We start from the raw sequence: 16,728 nt of genomic DNA on the forward strand, positions 1-16,728 counted from the left end.
AGAGAGATGGCTACCATAAAAGATATCGCTGAATTGGCAGGCGTTTCTCCTGCAACTGTTTCGCGTGTATTAAATTATGATACGGAGCTTTCTGTTGGTCATGACACGAAGAAGAAAATTTTTGAGGCTGCAGAAGAATTGAATTATACAAAGCATAAGAAAAATCAGCGACATGAAAAATCACAACTTCGCCTGATTCAATGGTATAACGAAGTGGAAGAACTAGACGATCTCTATTATCTATCTATTCGGCTTGGGATTGAAAAAAAAGCAGAAGAATTGGGTATCCGTTTGTTAAAAGAGACCCTATCACAGATGAGTGATGAAACGGTTGACGGAACAATTGCTTTAGGTAAATTCGACACAGAGCAGATAGAATTGCTAGGGAAAAGTCAGGATAATCTATTATTTGTTGATTTTGATGCGATGCAACAAGGATATAATTCACTTGTAGTTGATTTTCATCAGAGTGTTCAAGACGTAGTTGACTATTTTCTCTCAAATGGTTATACAAAACTAGGTATCCTTGCTGGAAAAGAATACACCAAGCCGACACATCAGCTAATTTCAGATGTCCGTTTTTCTGTCTTTAGAGAATTGCTTAGTCAAAAAAATCTTTACGATGAAGCATTTGTAATTGAGGCTGATTTTTCAGTAGAGGCTGGTTATGAAGCTATGAAACGTTTTTTGAAAAAGAAAAGAGAAGAGTTGCCTGAAGCCTTTTTTGCTTCAAATGATGCATTAGCAATTGGTGCGTTACGAGCAATGCAAGAGGCAGGTGTCATTGTCCCCGATGAACTGGCTGTGATAGGGTTTAATGACATTAGTGTGGCAAAATACGTCAGCCCACCTTTAACTACTGTCAAAGTGTATACGGAATGGATGGGCGAACTTGCAATAGAAACTATTCTTTCATTAAGCAAAGACAAGTCTCCAGTGCCAAGAAAGATTACAGTTGGAACAGAGCTTATCTATAGAGAATCGACAAACTAACTAGAAACCTAAAACTTGCGTTCAGCACGTCGAATGAATAAACTTTTTTTAGAAAAATAGGTTCCCCTGTACTGGACACTAAGATGTGAAAGTCCAATACGGGGGTTTTTGTTGTCTCTGAATGATAAAGTGAGAACAGGAAAGTGAATACAAGAATAGTTGAAAGCTATTTGACTAGTGAAATAAGCTGATATATCTGCGGAGGTTCCTTCCTGAAACAAAAGGATTTACTTAAGGAAATTACGAGAATAAAGGGATATTAAGTTATAGAAAAATATGCTACAATGAGTGCATTATTGTTCTACAAAGGAAAGGGATTTTTGATGAGTATACTTGCTATCGATACCTCCAATCAAACATTGGCCATTGGTATAATAGAAGACGGAAAGATTGTAGGTCAAATACAAACAACGGTTAAAAAAAATCATAGTTTGACATTAATGCCAGCTATTGATTCTTTGATGCAATCAGTAGAAAAAAAAACTTCAGCTATTGATCGAGTTGTGGTGGCGCAAGGACCAGGATCTTATACAGGATTAAGAATTGGCGTGACAACAGCAAAAACACTTGCGTATACGTTGAAAAAAGAATTAGTCGGTGTGTCTAGTTTAGCAACAATTGCTGCAAATTGTGTCAATCAAGGAGGGCTCATTGTTCCAATTTTTGATGCACGGCGAAGAAATGTTTACGCAGGCATATATCAATGGGAAAATGGTCAGCTTATTTGCAGAAAAGAAGACCGTCATATAGCAATGGATCGCTTACTTGATGAGTTGTCTGAAATAAAAGAGTCTATCTACTTTGTCGGGTCAGACGTCGGAAATTTTGTAGAGGACATAGAAGAAAAGCTCCCTCATGCCAAACGAAATACTGTCGCTTTGTGGGATATCCCCAATGGAATTACCTTGGCTGAACTCGGAGAAAACGCCACACCAACAGCAGATGTCCAAAGCTTTCTGCCAAACTACTTAAAACGAGTAGAAGCAGAAGAAAAATGGCTGGAAACACATGTGCCAGGAGACGAAGCCTATGTTGAAAAGGTTTAGACAACTTTCTCGTCGGGTTCTATATCCATTTAACAGAAGAAAAATTTATCCCTCTCAGACGGTAAAAATAAATGGAGATACTTTTTTTATTCGTGAGACAGAGATAGAAGATATTAAAGAACTATTAGCGGTTGAACGAAAAATATATGTGGGACAGTTACCATGGACAAAAAGTGCTTTTTTGACAGAATTAAAGTCATCCATTCCTCATCTGTATCTATCTGTATTCGCTGAATCAGAGTTACTTGGTTTTATTGGAAGTCGAATCATTGGAGATGACTGTCATATTACAAACATTGCCATTATTCCAGAATATCAAGGACGTGGAATTGGAGGACGTTTGATTGACGAAATTGTTAAATTTGCTATAATGAATCGCTGTGAAACAGTTTCTTTAGAAGTGCGCATGAGTAACAAAGATGCGCAGAGGCTTTATCGAAAAAAGGGCTTTGTTTCAAAAGCGGTGAAGCCCGCTTATTATAACGAAACAAATGAAGATGCACTAGATATGATAAAAATAATAGAAGAAGAGTGAATGTGGTGTTTTATAAAAAAAATGATTTTTCAATTTCTGAATTGGCAAATCAATTATGGGCAATCTGTGAAGAGTCATATGAGCATGGTTCTCCTTGGAGTACGCAACAATTTGAAAATGATTTGAATCAAAATCATTCTTACTATTTGCTTTTGGAAGAAGAAAATACAATTGTTGGATTTGTCGGTTGTAATTTAATCTTAGATGAAGCTGAGATTACAAATGTAGCGACTGCAAAGGCTTTTCAAGGAAAAGGCTACGCAAGAAAATTATTGCATGAGCTGATTGTCCAGATGAAGGAGCAGGATATTTTTCAAGTCTTTTTGGAAGTTCGCTGTTCCAATCATGTTGCACAAAATTTATACAAATCAGAAAAGTTTCGCTCATTAGGAATTAGAAAATCTTATTATCAACGACCTTGTGAAGATGCTGTAATTATGAGTGCGAAAGTGAGGGCTTAGCTTGACGGAAACAAGAGAATTAATTCTAGCAATTGAAAGCAGCTGCGATGAAACAAGTGTCGCAGTTATTGAAAATGGCGATCAAATTTTAACCAATATTGTGGCATCCCAAATTAATAGTCATAAACGATTTGGCGGTGTAGTTCCTGAGGTTGCAAGTAGACATCATGTAGAGCAGATTACTCTTTGTATCGAAGAAGCACTTCAAGAGGCAAATGTCACTCCTGAAGAGTTAACTGCTGTAGCTGTCACTTATGGTCCAGGCTTAGTTGGTTCTTTACTTATTGGTATTTCTGCGGCAAAGGCTTTTGCCTGGGCACATCAGCTACCCTTAATCCCAGTGAATCATATGGCAGGTCATATCTATGCTGCGCGTTTAGTGAAACCATTGGAATTTCCTTTGATGGCTTTACTTGTAAGTGGTGGCCATACCGAACTTGTTTATATGGCAGAGGATGGTTCATTTGAAATTATTGGTGAAACAAGAGATGATGCAGCAGGTGAAGCATATGATAAAGTGGGACGCGTATTGGGCTTATCCTATCCTAGTGGCAAAGAGATTGATGAGCTGGCTCACAAAGGAGAAGACACCTATCATTTCCCTCGTGCTATGCTAAAAGAGGACAATTTTGATTTCAGCTTTAGCGGATTAAAAAGTTCTTTCATTAATTTAGTCCATAACGCTCAGCAGAGAGAAGAACCCTTAGTAAGAGAGAATTTGGCTGCAAGCTTTCAAGCAAGTGTTATAGAGGTGCTTGTTGAAAAGACGGTTCGTGCATGCAAAACGTATCCTGTAAAACAGTTGGTAGTAGCAGGAGGCGTTGCAGCAAATGTCGGGCTAAGAGCAGCGATGGAAGAGGCAATGGCTGAACGCTTACCTGATGTTGAGTTAATTGTTCCACCATTACGCTTATGCGGAGATAATGCTGCGATGATTGGAGCAGCTGCACACGTAGAATTAGCTTTAGGAAATCTTGCAACGTATGAATTAAATGCTAATCCTAGTCTTGTCTTTCAGACGATGTAAGAAGATAAAGTAGAGGAATAGAAAACGTTGTAGAAGATTTTATGGAAATGACTGCATAAATAATTAAAGAAAAATTCTTAGTCGTCTTTTGACAGTGAGGCGCTCTTTAAAAGTTAGAGTTTTAATCCAGCTTTTTAGAAAGAGCGCATCATAATGCTAAGAATTTTTTATTATTCTTTTTTTTGAATAAAAGTACAAAAAAACTTGATTTTTGTTTTAATATACAAGAAAATAGACGTAATATAAAAATATATTCAATAAAAGGAGTGCGAATTATGACAGAATCAGTCTTTCAGGGAAGAAGTTTTTTGGCAGAAAAAGAGTTTACAAAAGAAGAGTTACAGTATCTAATTAATTTTTCTCAGCATTTAAAAGCATTAAAAAAAAGAAATGTTCCGCATCGTTATTTGGAAGGGAAAAAGATTGCGCTATTATTTGAGAAAACTTCTACACGTACCCGGGCGGCTTTTACAACCGCGGCGATAGACTTGGGCGCACATCCGGAATATTTAGGAGCAAATGATATACAACTTGGGAAAAAAGAATCAACAGAAGACACTGCTCGAGTGTTAGGGAGCATGTTTGATGGAATTGAATTTAGAGGATTTAGCCAAGAAATGGTGGAAGAATTGTCTGAATTTTCAGGGGTTCCTGTTTGGAATGGACTGACAGATGAATGGCATCCAACACAGATGATAGCAGATTTTTTAACCATTCAAGAAGCATTTGGAAAGGTAGAGGGGATTACGTTAGCCTATTGTGGAGATGGAAGAAATAATGTAGCGAATTCTTTACTTGTAACGGGGGCTATTTTAGGAACAAATATCCGAATTGTTTCACCAAAAGAACTTCAACCAGATACGTCAGTTATTGAACTGGCAAATACGTTTGCAGAAAAATCTGGCGCCAATCTACTGATTACCTCCGATGTCGAAAAAGGAGTGAAAAATGCTGATGTATTATATACTGATGTATGGGTTTCAATGGGGGAAGAAGAGAAGTTTGAGGAGCGTGTGAAGCTGCTGCTACCCTATCAGGTCAACCAAAAGTTACTAGAACAAACAGAGAATGAGAACGTCATATTTTTACATTGTCTACCAGCATTTCATGATGCATCAACAGTCTATGGGAAAAAAATCAAGGATCAATTTGGTATGGAAGAAATGGAAGTAACGGATGAAGTGTTTAGAAGCGTCCATGGTTGGCAATTTCAACAAGCAGAAAATCGAATGCACTCAATCAAAGCGATTATGGCAGCTACGTTAGGGGATCTATTTATTCCACACGTATAAAAAAGGTCGGCTGCTTCTCATTATCAATGGCGGGAATCTCCGGTTTTTTCAAAAAAATATCCTCTTAAAAAAACTTTTAAGTAAATTGACTATTTAAGCTAGATAAAGCGGAAAAAGTCTGCTATAATCAGTGGCAGTTTCATATCGTTTTTGATGATCAAGAGAGTACCATAGTTTTTTCTACTAGCGATTTCGGAGAAGGTGAGAGCCGAAAAGAAAAACTAATTGGGAAACGCACTTGGGAGAATCTGTGTTTAAGCAGACGGCAATCCACCGTTATCGGATTTAAGAAGGTCCAATGGACAAATAGAGTGGTACCGCGGGTAATCTCGTCTCTAGTGATGTTATACATCACTAGGGGCTTTTTTTGTTTCTCAAATGGTGCGAACCAAAAACGTTACTTGAAAAAATAAGGAGGAAATAAACAATGAATAATAAAGAAATTGTAGCAAAAGCGATTTTTGATGTAGTAAAGGATGATTTATCTCTTGAGCAAGTAGAACAGCTGTTGGAAAATCCTAAATCAGTGGATCATGGAGATGTCGCTTTCCCAGCATTTTCTTTAGCGAAAGTCTACCGTAAAGCACCTCAACAAATTGCGGCTGACCTTGCAGAAAAAATTGATGGACAAAGCTTTGAAAAAATTGAGGTTGTAGGACCATACTTAAACTTTTTCATGAGTAAAAGTATGATTAGCGAAAAAATACTAAAAGAAATAATGACACAAAAAAGTCATTATGGAGACAGCACAATTGGAAATCATGGAAAAGTTCCGATTGACTTGTCTTCACCAAATATTGCAAAACCAATTTCTATGGGCCATTTACGTTCAACTGTTATTGGAAATTCCATTGGATTTATTCTTGAAAAAATTGGTTATGAACCTATTCGGATTAATCACCTTGGGGACTGGGGAACTCAGTTTGGAAAGCTAATCGTTGCCTATAAAAAATGGGGTTCTGAAGAAGCGGTCAAAGCACATCCAATTACAGAGCTACTTCGTCTTTACGTTGAATTTCATGAAGTTGCAGAAAAAGAACCAGAACTAAATGATGAAGCACGTGCTTGGTTCAAACGTCTAGAAGAAGACGATGCAGAAGCTCTAAGTTTATGGCAATGGTTCCGGGATGAGTCAATGGAAGAGTTCAACAAAATCTATACTATGTTAGGTGTAGAATTCGATTCTCTAAATGGTGAAGCATTCTATAATGATAAGATGGAAGAAATTACTAACATGCTGGAAGAAAAACATCTTCTTAAAGAAGATCAAGGGGCTGAAATCGTTGATTTGAGTGCTTATGATTTAAATCCAGCCTTGATCCGTAAATCTGATGGTGCAACTTTATACATCACACGTGATTTGGCAGCAGCTTTGTACCGTAAGCGTACTTATGATTTTGCTAAATCAATCTATGTAGTGGGAAATGAGCAAAGCTATCATTTCAAACAGTTAAAAGCAGTCTTAAAGGAAATGGGCTTTGACTGGTCTGATGATATGTATCATGTTCGTTTTGGTTTAATTACTCAAGGTGGGAAAAAATTATCCACTCGTAAAGGAAAAATTGTTCTTTTAGAAGAAGTTTTAAATGAAGCAATTGATTCAGCAAATGAACAAATCAGTGAGAAGAATCCTGATTTAGAGAACAAAGAAGAAGTAGCAAAACAAGTAGGTGTGGGAGCTGTAATTTTCCACGATTTAAAGAATGATCGTATGAATAATTTTGATTTTAATTTAGAAGAAGTGGTGCGGTTTGAAGGTGAAACAGGTCCTTACGTACAATATACGCATGCACGTGCTATGAGCTTATTGGCAAAAGCAGGCTATACGGAAACCACAAATGCAGACTTCAAATTGAATGATGAAGCAAGCTGGGAAGTTATCAAGTTAATTCAAAAGTATCCAGAGACAGTGATGCAGGCCGCTGAAAAATATGAGCCGTCTGTCATTGCAAAACATGCAATCAAGTTAGCACAAACCTTTAATAAGTACTATGCGCAAACAAAAATATTAACAGAAGACGATCAAAAAGATGCTCGTTTAGCGTTAGTCCATGCAGTTGCAATTCTCCTAAAAGAAGACTTGCGTTTGTTAGGATTGAAAGCACCAAATAAAATGTAAAAAAGATACAGTGCTTTTCTATCAAGAGTAAATGAGAAAAGACAAAACCGTCAAAGCGTTATGTTCGCCTTGACGGTTTTTTTAAACTATAAAGAATGTTTCGTAAAATATTCTTCTACCTTTTGTGCTTCTTCATCTGAACCTGAAATAATCACAACGGTATCAAATCCAGCGATGGTACTTACTACGTGTGGTGGCTTTAATTCATCAATAATCGAAGCAAATAAATGTGCATTATCAGGCAAGGTACTGACAATTGTTAAAAAGTGAACACGTTGTACCTTGAGTACGATGTCTTTAATCATCTGAATTAGCCGTTGTTCTTCTTCTACTTTCTCATTTTCATTAAATGTACTTCCTTGGAATATTTGAAAAAGAGGAAGTCCGTCTTCATCGATGGTCTTAATTATTTTAAGGTCACGAATATCACGAGAAATCGTTGCTTGTGTAGCAGTGACTCCATGACTTTTCAATTGAATCAACAAGTCCTCTTGTGTACGTATTGGGTGACTGGTAACAATTTGTTTAATTAGTAAATGGCGGTCGGCCTTACGCATAGGTAGATGTACTCCTTTGTAATTAGTATTTCTCATAGTATAACGAATAAACAGAAAAAAACACAGTCAGATGGGGAAAAATTAATCAGAAAAAAATAATTTTATGATTATTGTGAATTTTAAGTATCAGGAAATATTTTTTAACAAGTTTTTAAAATAGATAAGAATTAGAAAACAAAAGAGAATGTGATTGAATTTAAAATTGAGACTTGAAATTAACGTGAAAGTATCATATACTATCAAAGGTGTCTCTTATAGAGATACTAATACACATCTTTTGACTATTTTTTGTGAGGTGCTGCATGTCAGTCCACAAAGGAGTAAATCAAAAGAGAGGGTATAAAAATACAAAAAACCAATTGGAGGAAACAAATCATGGCAGTAATCTCAATGAAACAATTGCTAGAAGCCGGCGTACACTTTGGTCACCAAACTCGTCGCTGGAACCCAAAAATGAAGAAATATATCTTCACAGAAAGAAACGGAATCTACATTATTGACTTACAAAAAACAGTTAAATTAGTGGATAACGCTTATAACTACATGAAAGAAGTTGCTGAAGAAGGCGGCGTTGCTTTGTTCGTAGGAACAAAAAAACAAGCGCAAGAAGCAATTAAAGATGAAGCTATCCGTTCTGGTCAATACTATGTAAACCATCGTTGGTTAGGTGGAACTTTAACTAACTGGGATACAATCCAAAAACGTATTAGCCGTTTGAAACAAATCAACGCTATGGAAGCAGATGGAACATTTGATGTTCTTCCTAAAAAAGAAGTTGTTGGCTTGAACAAACAACGTGAACGTCTTGAAAAATTCTTAGGTGGTATTGCTGATATGCCTAGAATTCCTGATGTAATGTACATCGTAGACCCACGTAAAGAACGTATTGCTGTTCAAGAAGCACACAAATTAAATATTCCTATCGTAGCTATGGTTGATACAAACTGTGACCCAGATGAAATCGACGTAGTAATTCCTTCAAACGATGATGCTATCCGTGCCGTTAAATTGATTACTTCAAAAATGGCTGATGCATTTATCGAAGGAAACCAAGGGGAAGACCAAGTAGTTGAAGAAACATTTGTAGCAGAAGAAACTGCTGAAAATGCAACTTCAATCGAAGAAATTGTTGACGTTGTAGAAGGCGACAATGCTTCTGCTGACTCAGCTGAATAATCTTTAAATTCGGAGCTGTTTCAAGGGCTAGGCGCCATGCCTCATCTCCTTTGAAACAGCTTTTTTTAAAACGAAAACATACCTTTAGGAGGAAATAAAAAATGGCAGATGTAACAGCTAAATTAGTTAAAGAACTACGCGACATGACTGGCGTAGGTATGATGGACGCGAAAAGAGCGTTAGTAGAAGTAGAAGGCGATATCGAAAAAGCAGTTGACTTGTTACGCGAAAACGGTATGGCAAAAGCTGCTAAGAAAAATGACCGTATTGCAGCTGAAGGTTTAGCATCAGTAGCAATTAAAGGAAATTCAGCAGCAATCGTTGAAATTAACTCAGAAACTGACTTCGTTTCTAAAAATGAAATGTTCCAAGACTTAGTAAAAGAAATTGCTGAATTAGTTGCAGAAAACAAACCTGCTGATTTAGAAGCAGCTATGCAAATTAAAACTGCTAAAGGAACAATCGAATCAGATTTAGTTGAAGCTACACAAGTTATCGGAGAAAAAATTAATTTCCGTCGCTTTGCTTTAGCAGAAAAATCTGATAATGCAGCATTTGGCGGATACCTACACATGGGCGGACGTATCGCTGTATTATCAGTAGTTGAAGGAACAACTGACGAAACAGTTGCACGTGACGTAGCAATGCATATCGCTGCAATTAACCCTCGTTACCTAGACGAAACACAAATTCCTCAAGCAGAATTAGAACACGAAAAAGCTGTTTTAACTGAACAAGCTTTAAATGAAGGAAAACCTGCAAACATTGTTGAAAAAATGGTAGAAGGACGCTTAAACAAATTTAAAGCAGAAATCGCTTTGGTTGACCAACCATTTGTTAAAGACCCTGACATGACTGTTGAAAAATACGTTGCCTCAAAAGGTGCAACAGTTCAATCATTCGTTCGTTTTGAAGTGGGCGAAGGAATTGAAAAACGTGAAGACAACTTTGCTGAAGAAGTTATGAGCCAAGTGAAAAAATAATTCTGTTACCTGTTAACAGATGGGAACGCATGGAAATGCGCTCCCTTTTTTTAGGCAAATTCATAAAAGCAGACAAATCTACTTACAGAGAGTGTCCACAGCAAAGAGAGTATGCTAAAATAGTAAGAGACAATAATGGAGGAATCAGAATGGTTAAACCTAAATATCAACGTGTTGTATTAAAATTAAGTGGCGAAGCATTAGCAGGAAATGATGGATTTGGCATTAAACCACCAGTTATAAAAGAAATCATCGAAGAAATCAAAGAAGTTCATGAGCTTGGTGTTGAGATGGCGATTGTTGTTGGTGGTGGAAATATCTGGCGCGGACAAATTGGCGCTCAAATGGGTATGGAACGCGCGCAAGCAGACTATATGGGCATGCTTGCTACGGTGATGAATGCACTTGCATTGCAAGATACACTGGAAAATGTTGGGGTTCCTACTCGCGTACAAACATCCATTGATATGCGTCAAATTGCAGAACCTTATATCCGTCGAAAAGCAGAACGTCATTTAGAAAAAGGACGCATCGTTATCTTTGCAGGAGGTACAGGAAATCCATATTTCTCTACGGATACAACTGCTGCTTTACGTGCTGCAGAAATTGGTGCTGATGTTATTTTAATGGCTAAAAATAATGTTGATGGGGTTTACTCAGCAGATCCTAAATTAGATGAAACAGCAACGAAGTTTGAAGAGTTGACACACATGGAAGTTATTGCCAAAGGATTACAGGTAATGGATTCTACAGCAAGCTCACTAAGTATGGATAATGATATTCCGCTAGTTGTCTTCAATTTAAATGAACATGGAAATATTCGCCGGGCAATCCTTGGAGAAAATATTGGAACTACCGTAAGGGGGAAATAAACATGGCAGATGCAATTATGCAAACAGCAAAAGAAAAAATGCAAAAAGCAGAACAAAGTTTACAAAGAGAACTAGGTCAAATTCGTGCAGGACGTGCAAACGCAAGTCTTCTTGACCGAGTAATGGTAGATTACTATGGTGCACCAACGCCAGTGAATCAGCTTGCATCAATTAATATTCCGGAAGCACGAGTATTAATGATTACACCATTTGACAAGAATTCTATTCAGGATATTGAAAAAGCAATCATGACAAGTGATATTGGAATTAGTCCGACAAACGATGGAAATGTGATTCGTTTAGTGATTCCTCAATTAACTGAAGAACGTCGTAAAGAGCTAGCAAAAGAAGTAAAAAAAGAAGCAGAAAACTCAAAAATTGCCGTACGAAATATACGCCGTGATGCAATTGATGATTATAAAAAGCAACAAAAAAACAGTGAGATTACTGAAGATGAACTGCGCTCATTGGAAAAAGAAATTCAAACATTAACAGATAATAGCGTAAAAGAAATTGAGAAAATCCAAGCTGAAAAAGAAAAAGAATTGTTAGACGTTTAGTTATCTTAAACAATTTTTAAGAATTAAAAAAAAGGACCTTCTGACCTCAAACTTTGATCTCGGAGTGTCCTTTTTTTGTGTAAGCAGTAATTAAATAAATCATGCGTTATTCCAACATTAGAGAAGTGATAAAAAAAATTCTATAATAAACGTAGGATTGATGAAAGCGTTGTTGTATTCGGCTTCTATTTATGGAATAATATGAGAAACGTTAGTTCTCTTGAAAGGAGATGGAAGAGTGAATTTTTTGCAAAGAGCAATAAGTAGTGTGACAAGAAGAAAGGGTAAATCCATCATTTTGTTCTTGGTCATATTTGTGTTAGGGAATGTGATCGCGGGGGCTATTGCAATCCAACAGTCAACAAGTAACGTCGAAAAAGATGTAAAGGCGAAATTAGGCGCAAATGCCACTGTTGAATTTGACTATGATACATTCCAAAAGGATCATAAGGACGAAGACGAAGCAACTTTAGTATATCCTGATAATCCCAAATTAGATGTCTATGAGAAGGTTGGAAAGTTATCCTATGTAAAATATTTTGATTACAATACTTACAGCTATTTTAATTCTAGAAAATTAAAGTCGTTTGATTATCAGTCTGAGGAAAATGGAGATGAGGGCTCTACCCGGATAACAGGGAACCGCGGTCTTGAATATTTTAATCTTAAAGGGATAAATTATCCTAAAATATTAGACATTGAGCAGAAAAAAATTAGTCTAGTTGAAGGAACTGTTTTTTCAGATAAGGATGTAAAAGATGGAGCCAGTGTTGCCGTAGTAGGTAAACGGTTTGCTGAGAAAAATAACTTATCTTTAGGCGACCAGCTTCTTATTACCGCGACAAATGAAGACCAGCTTGGTTTTGATAGCGAGGGCAACGAGGTTGAAGTGAAGCCAGAAGATATCAAGTCTGTTGATTATCCAGTAAAAATTATTGGTTTTTTTGAACCTGTTAAATCAGAAAAAGAACCTAAGAAGAACAGTGATGAATATTATAATCAAATGAATAGTTCCACAGAGCTTGAAAATACAATTTATCTTCCTAATAAAACAGTATCTGAATATTCAAAAAAACAAAATGAACTTATGTTTTCTGGTGACGATACAATGGAGGGTGATATGGGCGAGTACTATTCACCAGCTTATATCTTAAAAAATCCAGGGGATACAGAGGCGTTTAAAGAAGAAGCAGAGCCATTATTACCGAAATACTATGTAGTTCGTGCTTCATCAGATCAGTATGATGAAATTGGTGGTAGCATGAAAAAAATGGGCCAAATTTCTAAGTATGTTGTAATTATTTCAGTTATTGCGACCTTACTGATTATTGGTTTAGTAGTACTGTTATTTATGAGAGATCGGAAACATGAGTTAGGTATTTACTTGTCTCTTGGTGAAACAAGAGGAAAAGTAATGGGACAGGTGCTAATTGAGTTATTGATTATTAGTGCACTGGCGCTAGTTCTTTCTTTAGTTACAGGGAATCTTCTTGGAAATATGGTTTCTAAATCACTGATGAATTCTGATTTATTACAAACGACTAATGATAATATGATGTATTATAGCAGTGTATATGATAGTGTTTCTAGTAATTTAACAGCAGATGATGTAACCGGAGCATATAAAGTGACGTTTTCTGTAGCTTATATTTTTACCTATTTACTTGTTGGGTTAGGAACCGTTCTTTTATCTGCACTAATACCATTAATGTATATTTTACGATTAAATCCAAAGAAAATTATGATGTAAGGAGGGAACCCCATGCCGCTTTTAGAAACGAAAAATCTAAGTTATTTTTATCAAGATGGTGATCAGCGTCGATTTATTCTTAAAGATACAACTATTTCTTTTGAAAAAGGGAAATTTTATACGATTTTAGGACAGTCAGGTTCGGGAAAAACTACATTTCTATCTTTGATTAGTGCTCTAGATGAACCAAAAGAAGGGGAGATTCTTCTTGAAGGTCAAGATATTAAAAAAATTGGGTACGAAAAATTTCGCCGAAATGACATCAGCATCATTTTCCAAAGCTATAATTTGGTTCCTTATCTGACAGCAGTTGAAAATGTGTTGGTAGCAATGTCGATTACAGATAATGAACTCCCTGATAATCATCGGGAAGTTGCCTATAATTTACTTGATTATATTGGGATTACTAAGGCAAAAGCAGACCGACTCGTTAATCAATTATCTGGTGGAGAACAACAGCGTGTTGCGATTGCACGTGCGCTTGCGACAAATGTTGATATTATCTTAGCAGATGAGCCAACAGGAAATTTAGATGAAGAAATGGAACAGGAAATTGTTGATATCTTTAAACGCTTAGCAAAAGACCATAATAAATGTGTCATCGTTGTTACCCACTCCAATGAAATTGCTAAACAGTCAGACGAGCCTTACTATCTTCATAAAGGTGTTTTAAAGCATGAGTGATTTTTTATCGAACTTTACAAATGATAACTATAGTGGGGACAAAGAACCAAAAAAGACAAAGAAAAAAAGGCGCGCACCGTTGCCAGAGGAAGAAACCGAACTTGGCTCACAACCAAAAGAAATTGAGCCTGTGAATTCTGAACAAACACCGAGAATTATTAAGCCAGATATTCAAAGAAATGAGCCATTACAGAAAGACGAGACAGTTTCTGAAAAAATAATGGGCTCTCCTCTAACTAGTTCAGAAATCCATGACGAACAAATCAATGAGCAAAATACGAGTAGAACTGAATCGTCAAGTACAAATGAAGAAAAACAAGTCCGAAGCAGATTCCAAGAAGAAGAAACGGAAACAGATCCAGACTATCAGAAAAAAAAGATAAAAAAGTTTGGCATTCTTGGTGCAGGTATTGTAGTTGTCTGTGCGCTGCTGTTTGGTGTCTACTACCAGCTGACACATGTGAAGGTTCCTGATTTTAACAAGAAAGAACTGTCCGAGGCAAGAACATGGACTTCTGAGAATGATGTGAAGCTTAAAGTGGAACAGGTTTATGATTTTGATACAGAACCTAATATTATTATCAAACAGGGAGTTGCTGGGGGCAAAAAGATCAAAAAAGGAAAGGAACTAGTGATTACTTCAAGCCTAGGTCCTGATCCTGATCAGAAAATTGCGTTACCTGAATTTAAAGATTTTTCTGTAGAAGCAGCCCGTAATTGGGTATCTGAAAATAAAGCTGAGAATGTAGCGATCATTGAAGAGTATAATGACAAAATTGAGGAATCAAAATTCATTAAATTACAATTTGGAAATAAAGATTTAGATTCAGCTGAGTACAAAAGAAAAGATAAGCTTCAAGTCTATTATTCAAAAGGAAAAGAAGTATTTGAAAAAAATATTGAGGTTCCTGATTTTAAAGGAAAAACAAAGTCAGAAGTACAAGAATGGGCAACAAAAAATGAATTGAAGCTAGAGGCGACAGCTGTATTTTCAGAAACGGTAGAATTGGATAAAGTTCTTTCACAAGAAACAGCGAAGGGGACTAAAATTGCGAAGAAAGACACCTTTAAAGTTAAGATTTCAAAAGGACAAGCAATTTCTGTACCGGACTATTCTCAATATACTGTAGAAGAAGCTAGTCAGCTAGAATCAAAAGTTCCTGCTCAGATTCGCAGTATTTATACAACAGATGTTCCTTATGGCAGATTTATCAGTCAATCTGTAGAGGCTGGAAAACAATATAATGAGGGCGATGCATTGCCGAATGTAAAAGTTCTCTACTCGCAGGGACAGCCATATTTGAAGGATTTAAGAGGCCAAACAGTTGAAGGTGATTTACAGAAGGTCTTTTATGATGAATTTGAATCAAAAGGTGCAAATGTAACGTATGAGGTCTATTATGTAGACTCAGCAGAAAGCAAGGGCACGGTGGTTGCTATGAGTCGTTTTAGTGAGTTTATTCCAATTGATGCCCATATCTATATCGGAATCAGTAAAGGAAATCTACAGCCAACAGAGCCAGCGTCAGAAAAAGAACAGCCAGCTGAAAAACCAGCAGAAGAACAGTCAGCTGGGAATGCTGAAGAAGTTAGTAAATAATGAGATAAGTGAGAAATCCAGGCTATTGAAAGAGAACAGATGAGGTCGAGCGTGGGATATAACTTAGAGAGTCATATCCCATCCTCAGTCTCGTCACTCTTTTTCAATAGCTTTTTTATGGTAAAATACTTGAAATTTCCTATCATTATGGAAGAAAAAAGTGTAGAATCTTTAAGATGCGTTAAACAATCGTGAAAAAATTCAAAAATGAATAGGAAATAAAAAAACTTATTGCTATAATGTTCAAGATAGCGTTAATTTTTAAAGAGGAGGAAAAAGGATGTTACGTTTTTTCCCACAAAAAAATAAGTATGTACAAGAAGAGTCTAAATTTGTATTTGATGAGGCTGGATCAATTCCTCAACACATTGCTGTTATTATGGATGGAAATGGACGTTGGGCACAGAATAGAAGGCTTCCGAGAGTAGCAGGGCACAAAGAGGGAATGGAAACAGTTAAACGAATTACAAAGCATGCCTCAAAGCTTGGCGTAAAGGTACTAACTTTATATGCTTTTTCTACAGAAAATTGGAAACGCCCTACAGATGAAGTGAATTTTCTCATGCAGCTTCCTGTGGATTTTTTTGATGTATTCGTTCCAGAGTTGATTGCGGAAAATGTCAAAGTTCAGGTTATGGGCTATAAACAGTTTTTACCTGCACACACGCAAGATGCGGTAAAAGATGCAATGATGCAAACAAAAGATAACACTGGAATGATTTTGAATTTTGCTTTAAACTATGGAAGTAGAGCAGAAATCGCTACAGCTGTTCAAGAAATTGCAAAAGAAGTAGAAAAAAAAGAGTTGAAATCCGATGAGATAACAGAAGAAACAATCGCTAATCATTTAATGACCAGCTTTTTACCTCAGGAGCTTAGAGACCCTGAGCTGGTTATTCGGACAAGTGGAGAAGAAAGAATTAGTAATTTTTTATTATGGCAAATTGCTTATAGCGAATTATTTTTCACACAAGCACTGTGGCCTGATTTTACACCAAAATTACTTGAAACAGCGATTGCATCATTTCAAAACAGAAGTCGTCGATTTGGCGGATTGAAAGAGACGACGTAGA

Annotated in this window: 16 protein-coding genes and 1 other annotated feature; of the genes, 15 read left to right on the plus strand and 1 reads right to left on the minus strand. The window is 36.5% G+C overall.

Going from position 1 to position 16,728, the window contains the following annotated elements; genetic code table 11:
* Window positions 1-6: 6 nt before the first annotated feature.
* From I589_RS15755 to argS, 7 genes are all read left to right on the plus strand, one after another.
* Window positions 7-993 carry a LacI family DNA-binding transcriptional regulator gene (locus I589_RS15755; RefSeq protein WP_010767300.1) on the plus strand — a complete coding sequence of 329 codons (987 nt, stop codon included), beginning with the start codon at window positions 7-9 and terminating at the stop codon, window positions 991-993.
* 323 nt (window positions 994-1,316) lie between these two features.
* Window positions 1,317-2,039: a tRNA (adenosine(37)-N6)-threonylcarbamoyltransferase complex dimerization subunit type 1 TsaB gene (tsaB, locus tag I589_RS15760; protein WP_010767301.1), complete on the plus strand. Its 723-nt coding sequence runs from the start codon at window positions 1,317-1,319 to the stop codon at window positions 2,037-2,039.
* Complete coding sequence (rimI, locus tag I589_RS15765) at window positions 2,023-2,574, plus strand: ribosomal protein S18-alanine N-acetyltransferase (RefSeq protein ID WP_010767302.1); 552 nt, start codon at window positions 2,023-2,025, stop codon at window positions 2,572-2,574. The genes tsaB and rimI (I589_RS15765) overlap by 17 nt, the downstream gene beginning before the upstream one ends.
* Window positions 2,571-3,035, plus strand: a complete 465-nt coding sequence (gene rimI / locus I589_RS15770) for a ribosomal protein S18-alanine N-acetyltransferase (protein ID WP_010767303.1) — start codon at window positions 2,571-2,573, stop codon at window positions 3,033-3,035. The genes rimI (I589_RS15765) and rimI (I589_RS15770) overlap by 4 nt, the downstream gene beginning before the upstream one ends.
* Window position 3,036: 1 nt before the next feature.
* Entirely contained in the window at window positions 3,037-4,062 is a 1,026-nt protein-coding gene (gene tsaD, locus I589_RS15775) for a tRNA (adenosine(37)-N6)-threonylcarbamoyltransferase complex transferase subunit TsaD (protein WP_010767304.1), read from the plus strand.
* A gap of 275 nt (window positions 4,063-4,337) precedes the next feature.
* The gene (gene argF, locus I589_RS15780) at window positions 4,338-5,354 is read left to right on the plus strand and encodes an ornithine carbamoyltransferase (protein ID WP_010767305.1); all 1,017 of its coding nucleotides are present in this window, start codon (window positions 4,338-4,340) and stop codon (window positions 5,352-5,354) included.
* A gap of 144 nt (window positions 5,355-5,498) precedes the next feature.
* Window positions 5,499-5,694 (plus strand) — a binding site (T-box leader).
* A gap of 87 nt (window positions 5,695-5,781) precedes the next feature.
* The gene (gene argS, locus I589_RS15785; protein WP_010767306.1) at window positions 5,782-7,473 is read left to right on the plus strand and encodes an arginine--tRNA ligase; all 1,692 of its coding nucleotides are present in this window, start codon (window positions 5,782-5,784) and stop codon (window positions 7,471-7,473) included.
* Window positions 7,474-7,559: 86 nt separating this feature from the next.
* On the opposite strand, the gene I589_RS15790 is transcribed toward argS, so the two are convergent.
* A complete protein-coding gene (locus I589_RS15790) occupies window positions 7,560-8,030 on the minus strand; it encodes an arginine repressor (RefSeq protein ID WP_010767307.1) in 471 nt (156 codons plus the stop codon).
* Window positions 8,031-8,405: 375 nt separating this feature from the next.
* Here I589_RS15790 and rpsB point away from each other — a divergent pair, with 375 nt between their 5' ends.
* The 8 genes from rpsB to uppS all read left to right on the plus strand — a co-directional run bounded on the left by rpsB (window position 8,406) and on the right by uppS (window position 16,727).
* The gene (gene rpsB / locus I589_RS15795) at window positions 8,406-9,206 is read left to right on the plus strand and encodes a 30S ribosomal protein S2 (protein ID WP_010767308.1); all 801 of its coding nucleotides are present in this window, start codon (window positions 8,406-8,408) and stop codon (window positions 9,204-9,206) included.
* A 101-nt stretch (window positions 9,207-9,307) separates the two neighbouring features.
* The gene (gene tsf, locus I589_RS15800; protein ID WP_010767309.1) at window positions 9,308-10,189 is read left to right on the plus strand and encodes a translation elongation factor Ts; all 882 of its coding nucleotides are present in this window, start codon (window positions 9,308-9,310) and stop codon (window positions 10,187-10,189) included.
* 149 nt (window positions 10,190-10,338) lie between these two features.
* On the plus strand, window positions 10,339-11,061 hold the full coding sequence (gene pyrH, locus I589_RS15805) for a UMP kinase (RefSeq protein WP_010767310.1): 723 nt from the start codon (window positions 10,339-10,341) through the stop codon (window positions 11,059-11,061).
* A gap of 2 nt (window positions 11,062-11,063) precedes the next feature.
* Window positions 11,064-11,621 (plus strand): ribosome recycling factor, encoded by a 558-nt coding sequence (frr, locus tag I589_RS15810; RefSeq protein WP_010767311.1) that lies wholly within the window; start codon window positions 11,064-11,066, stop codon window positions 11,619-11,621.
* 238 nt (window positions 11,622-11,859) lie between these two features.
* Window positions 11,860-13,371 (plus strand): ABC transporter permease, encoded by a 1,512-nt coding sequence (locus I589_RS15815; RefSeq protein WP_010767312.1) that lies wholly within the window; start codon window positions 11,860-11,862, stop codon window positions 13,369-13,371.
* A 12-nt stretch (window positions 13,372-13,383) separates the two neighbouring features.
* Window positions 13,384-14,055 carry an ABC transporter ATP-binding protein gene (locus I589_RS15820; protein ID WP_010767313.1) on the plus strand — a complete coding sequence of 224 codons (672 nt, stop codon included), beginning with the start codon at window positions 13,384-13,386 and terminating at the stop codon, window positions 14,053-14,055.
* Window positions 14,048-15,655: a PASTA domain-containing protein gene (locus tag I589_RS15825; protein ID WP_010767314.1), complete on the plus strand. Its 1,608-nt coding sequence runs from the start codon at window positions 14,048-14,050 to the stop codon at window positions 15,653-15,655. Before I589_RS15820 ends, I589_RS15825 begins: the two co-directional genes overlap by 8 nt.
* 280 nt (window positions 15,656-15,935) lie before the next feature.
* Window positions 15,936-16,727 carry an undecaprenyl pyrophosphate synthase gene (gene uppS, locus I589_RS15830; RefSeq protein WP_010767315.1) on the plus strand — a complete coding sequence of 264 codons (792 nt, stop codon included), beginning with the start codon at window positions 15,936-15,938 and terminating at the stop codon, window positions 16,725-16,727.
* The last annotated feature ends 1 nt before the right edge of the window (window position 16,728 follow it).

This window comes from Enterococcus phoeniculicola ATCC BAA-412 (assembly GCF_000407505.1).
Classification (GTDB): domain Bacteria; phylum Bacillota; class Bacilli; order Lactobacillales; family Enterococcaceae; genus Enterococcus_K; species Enterococcus_K phoeniculicola.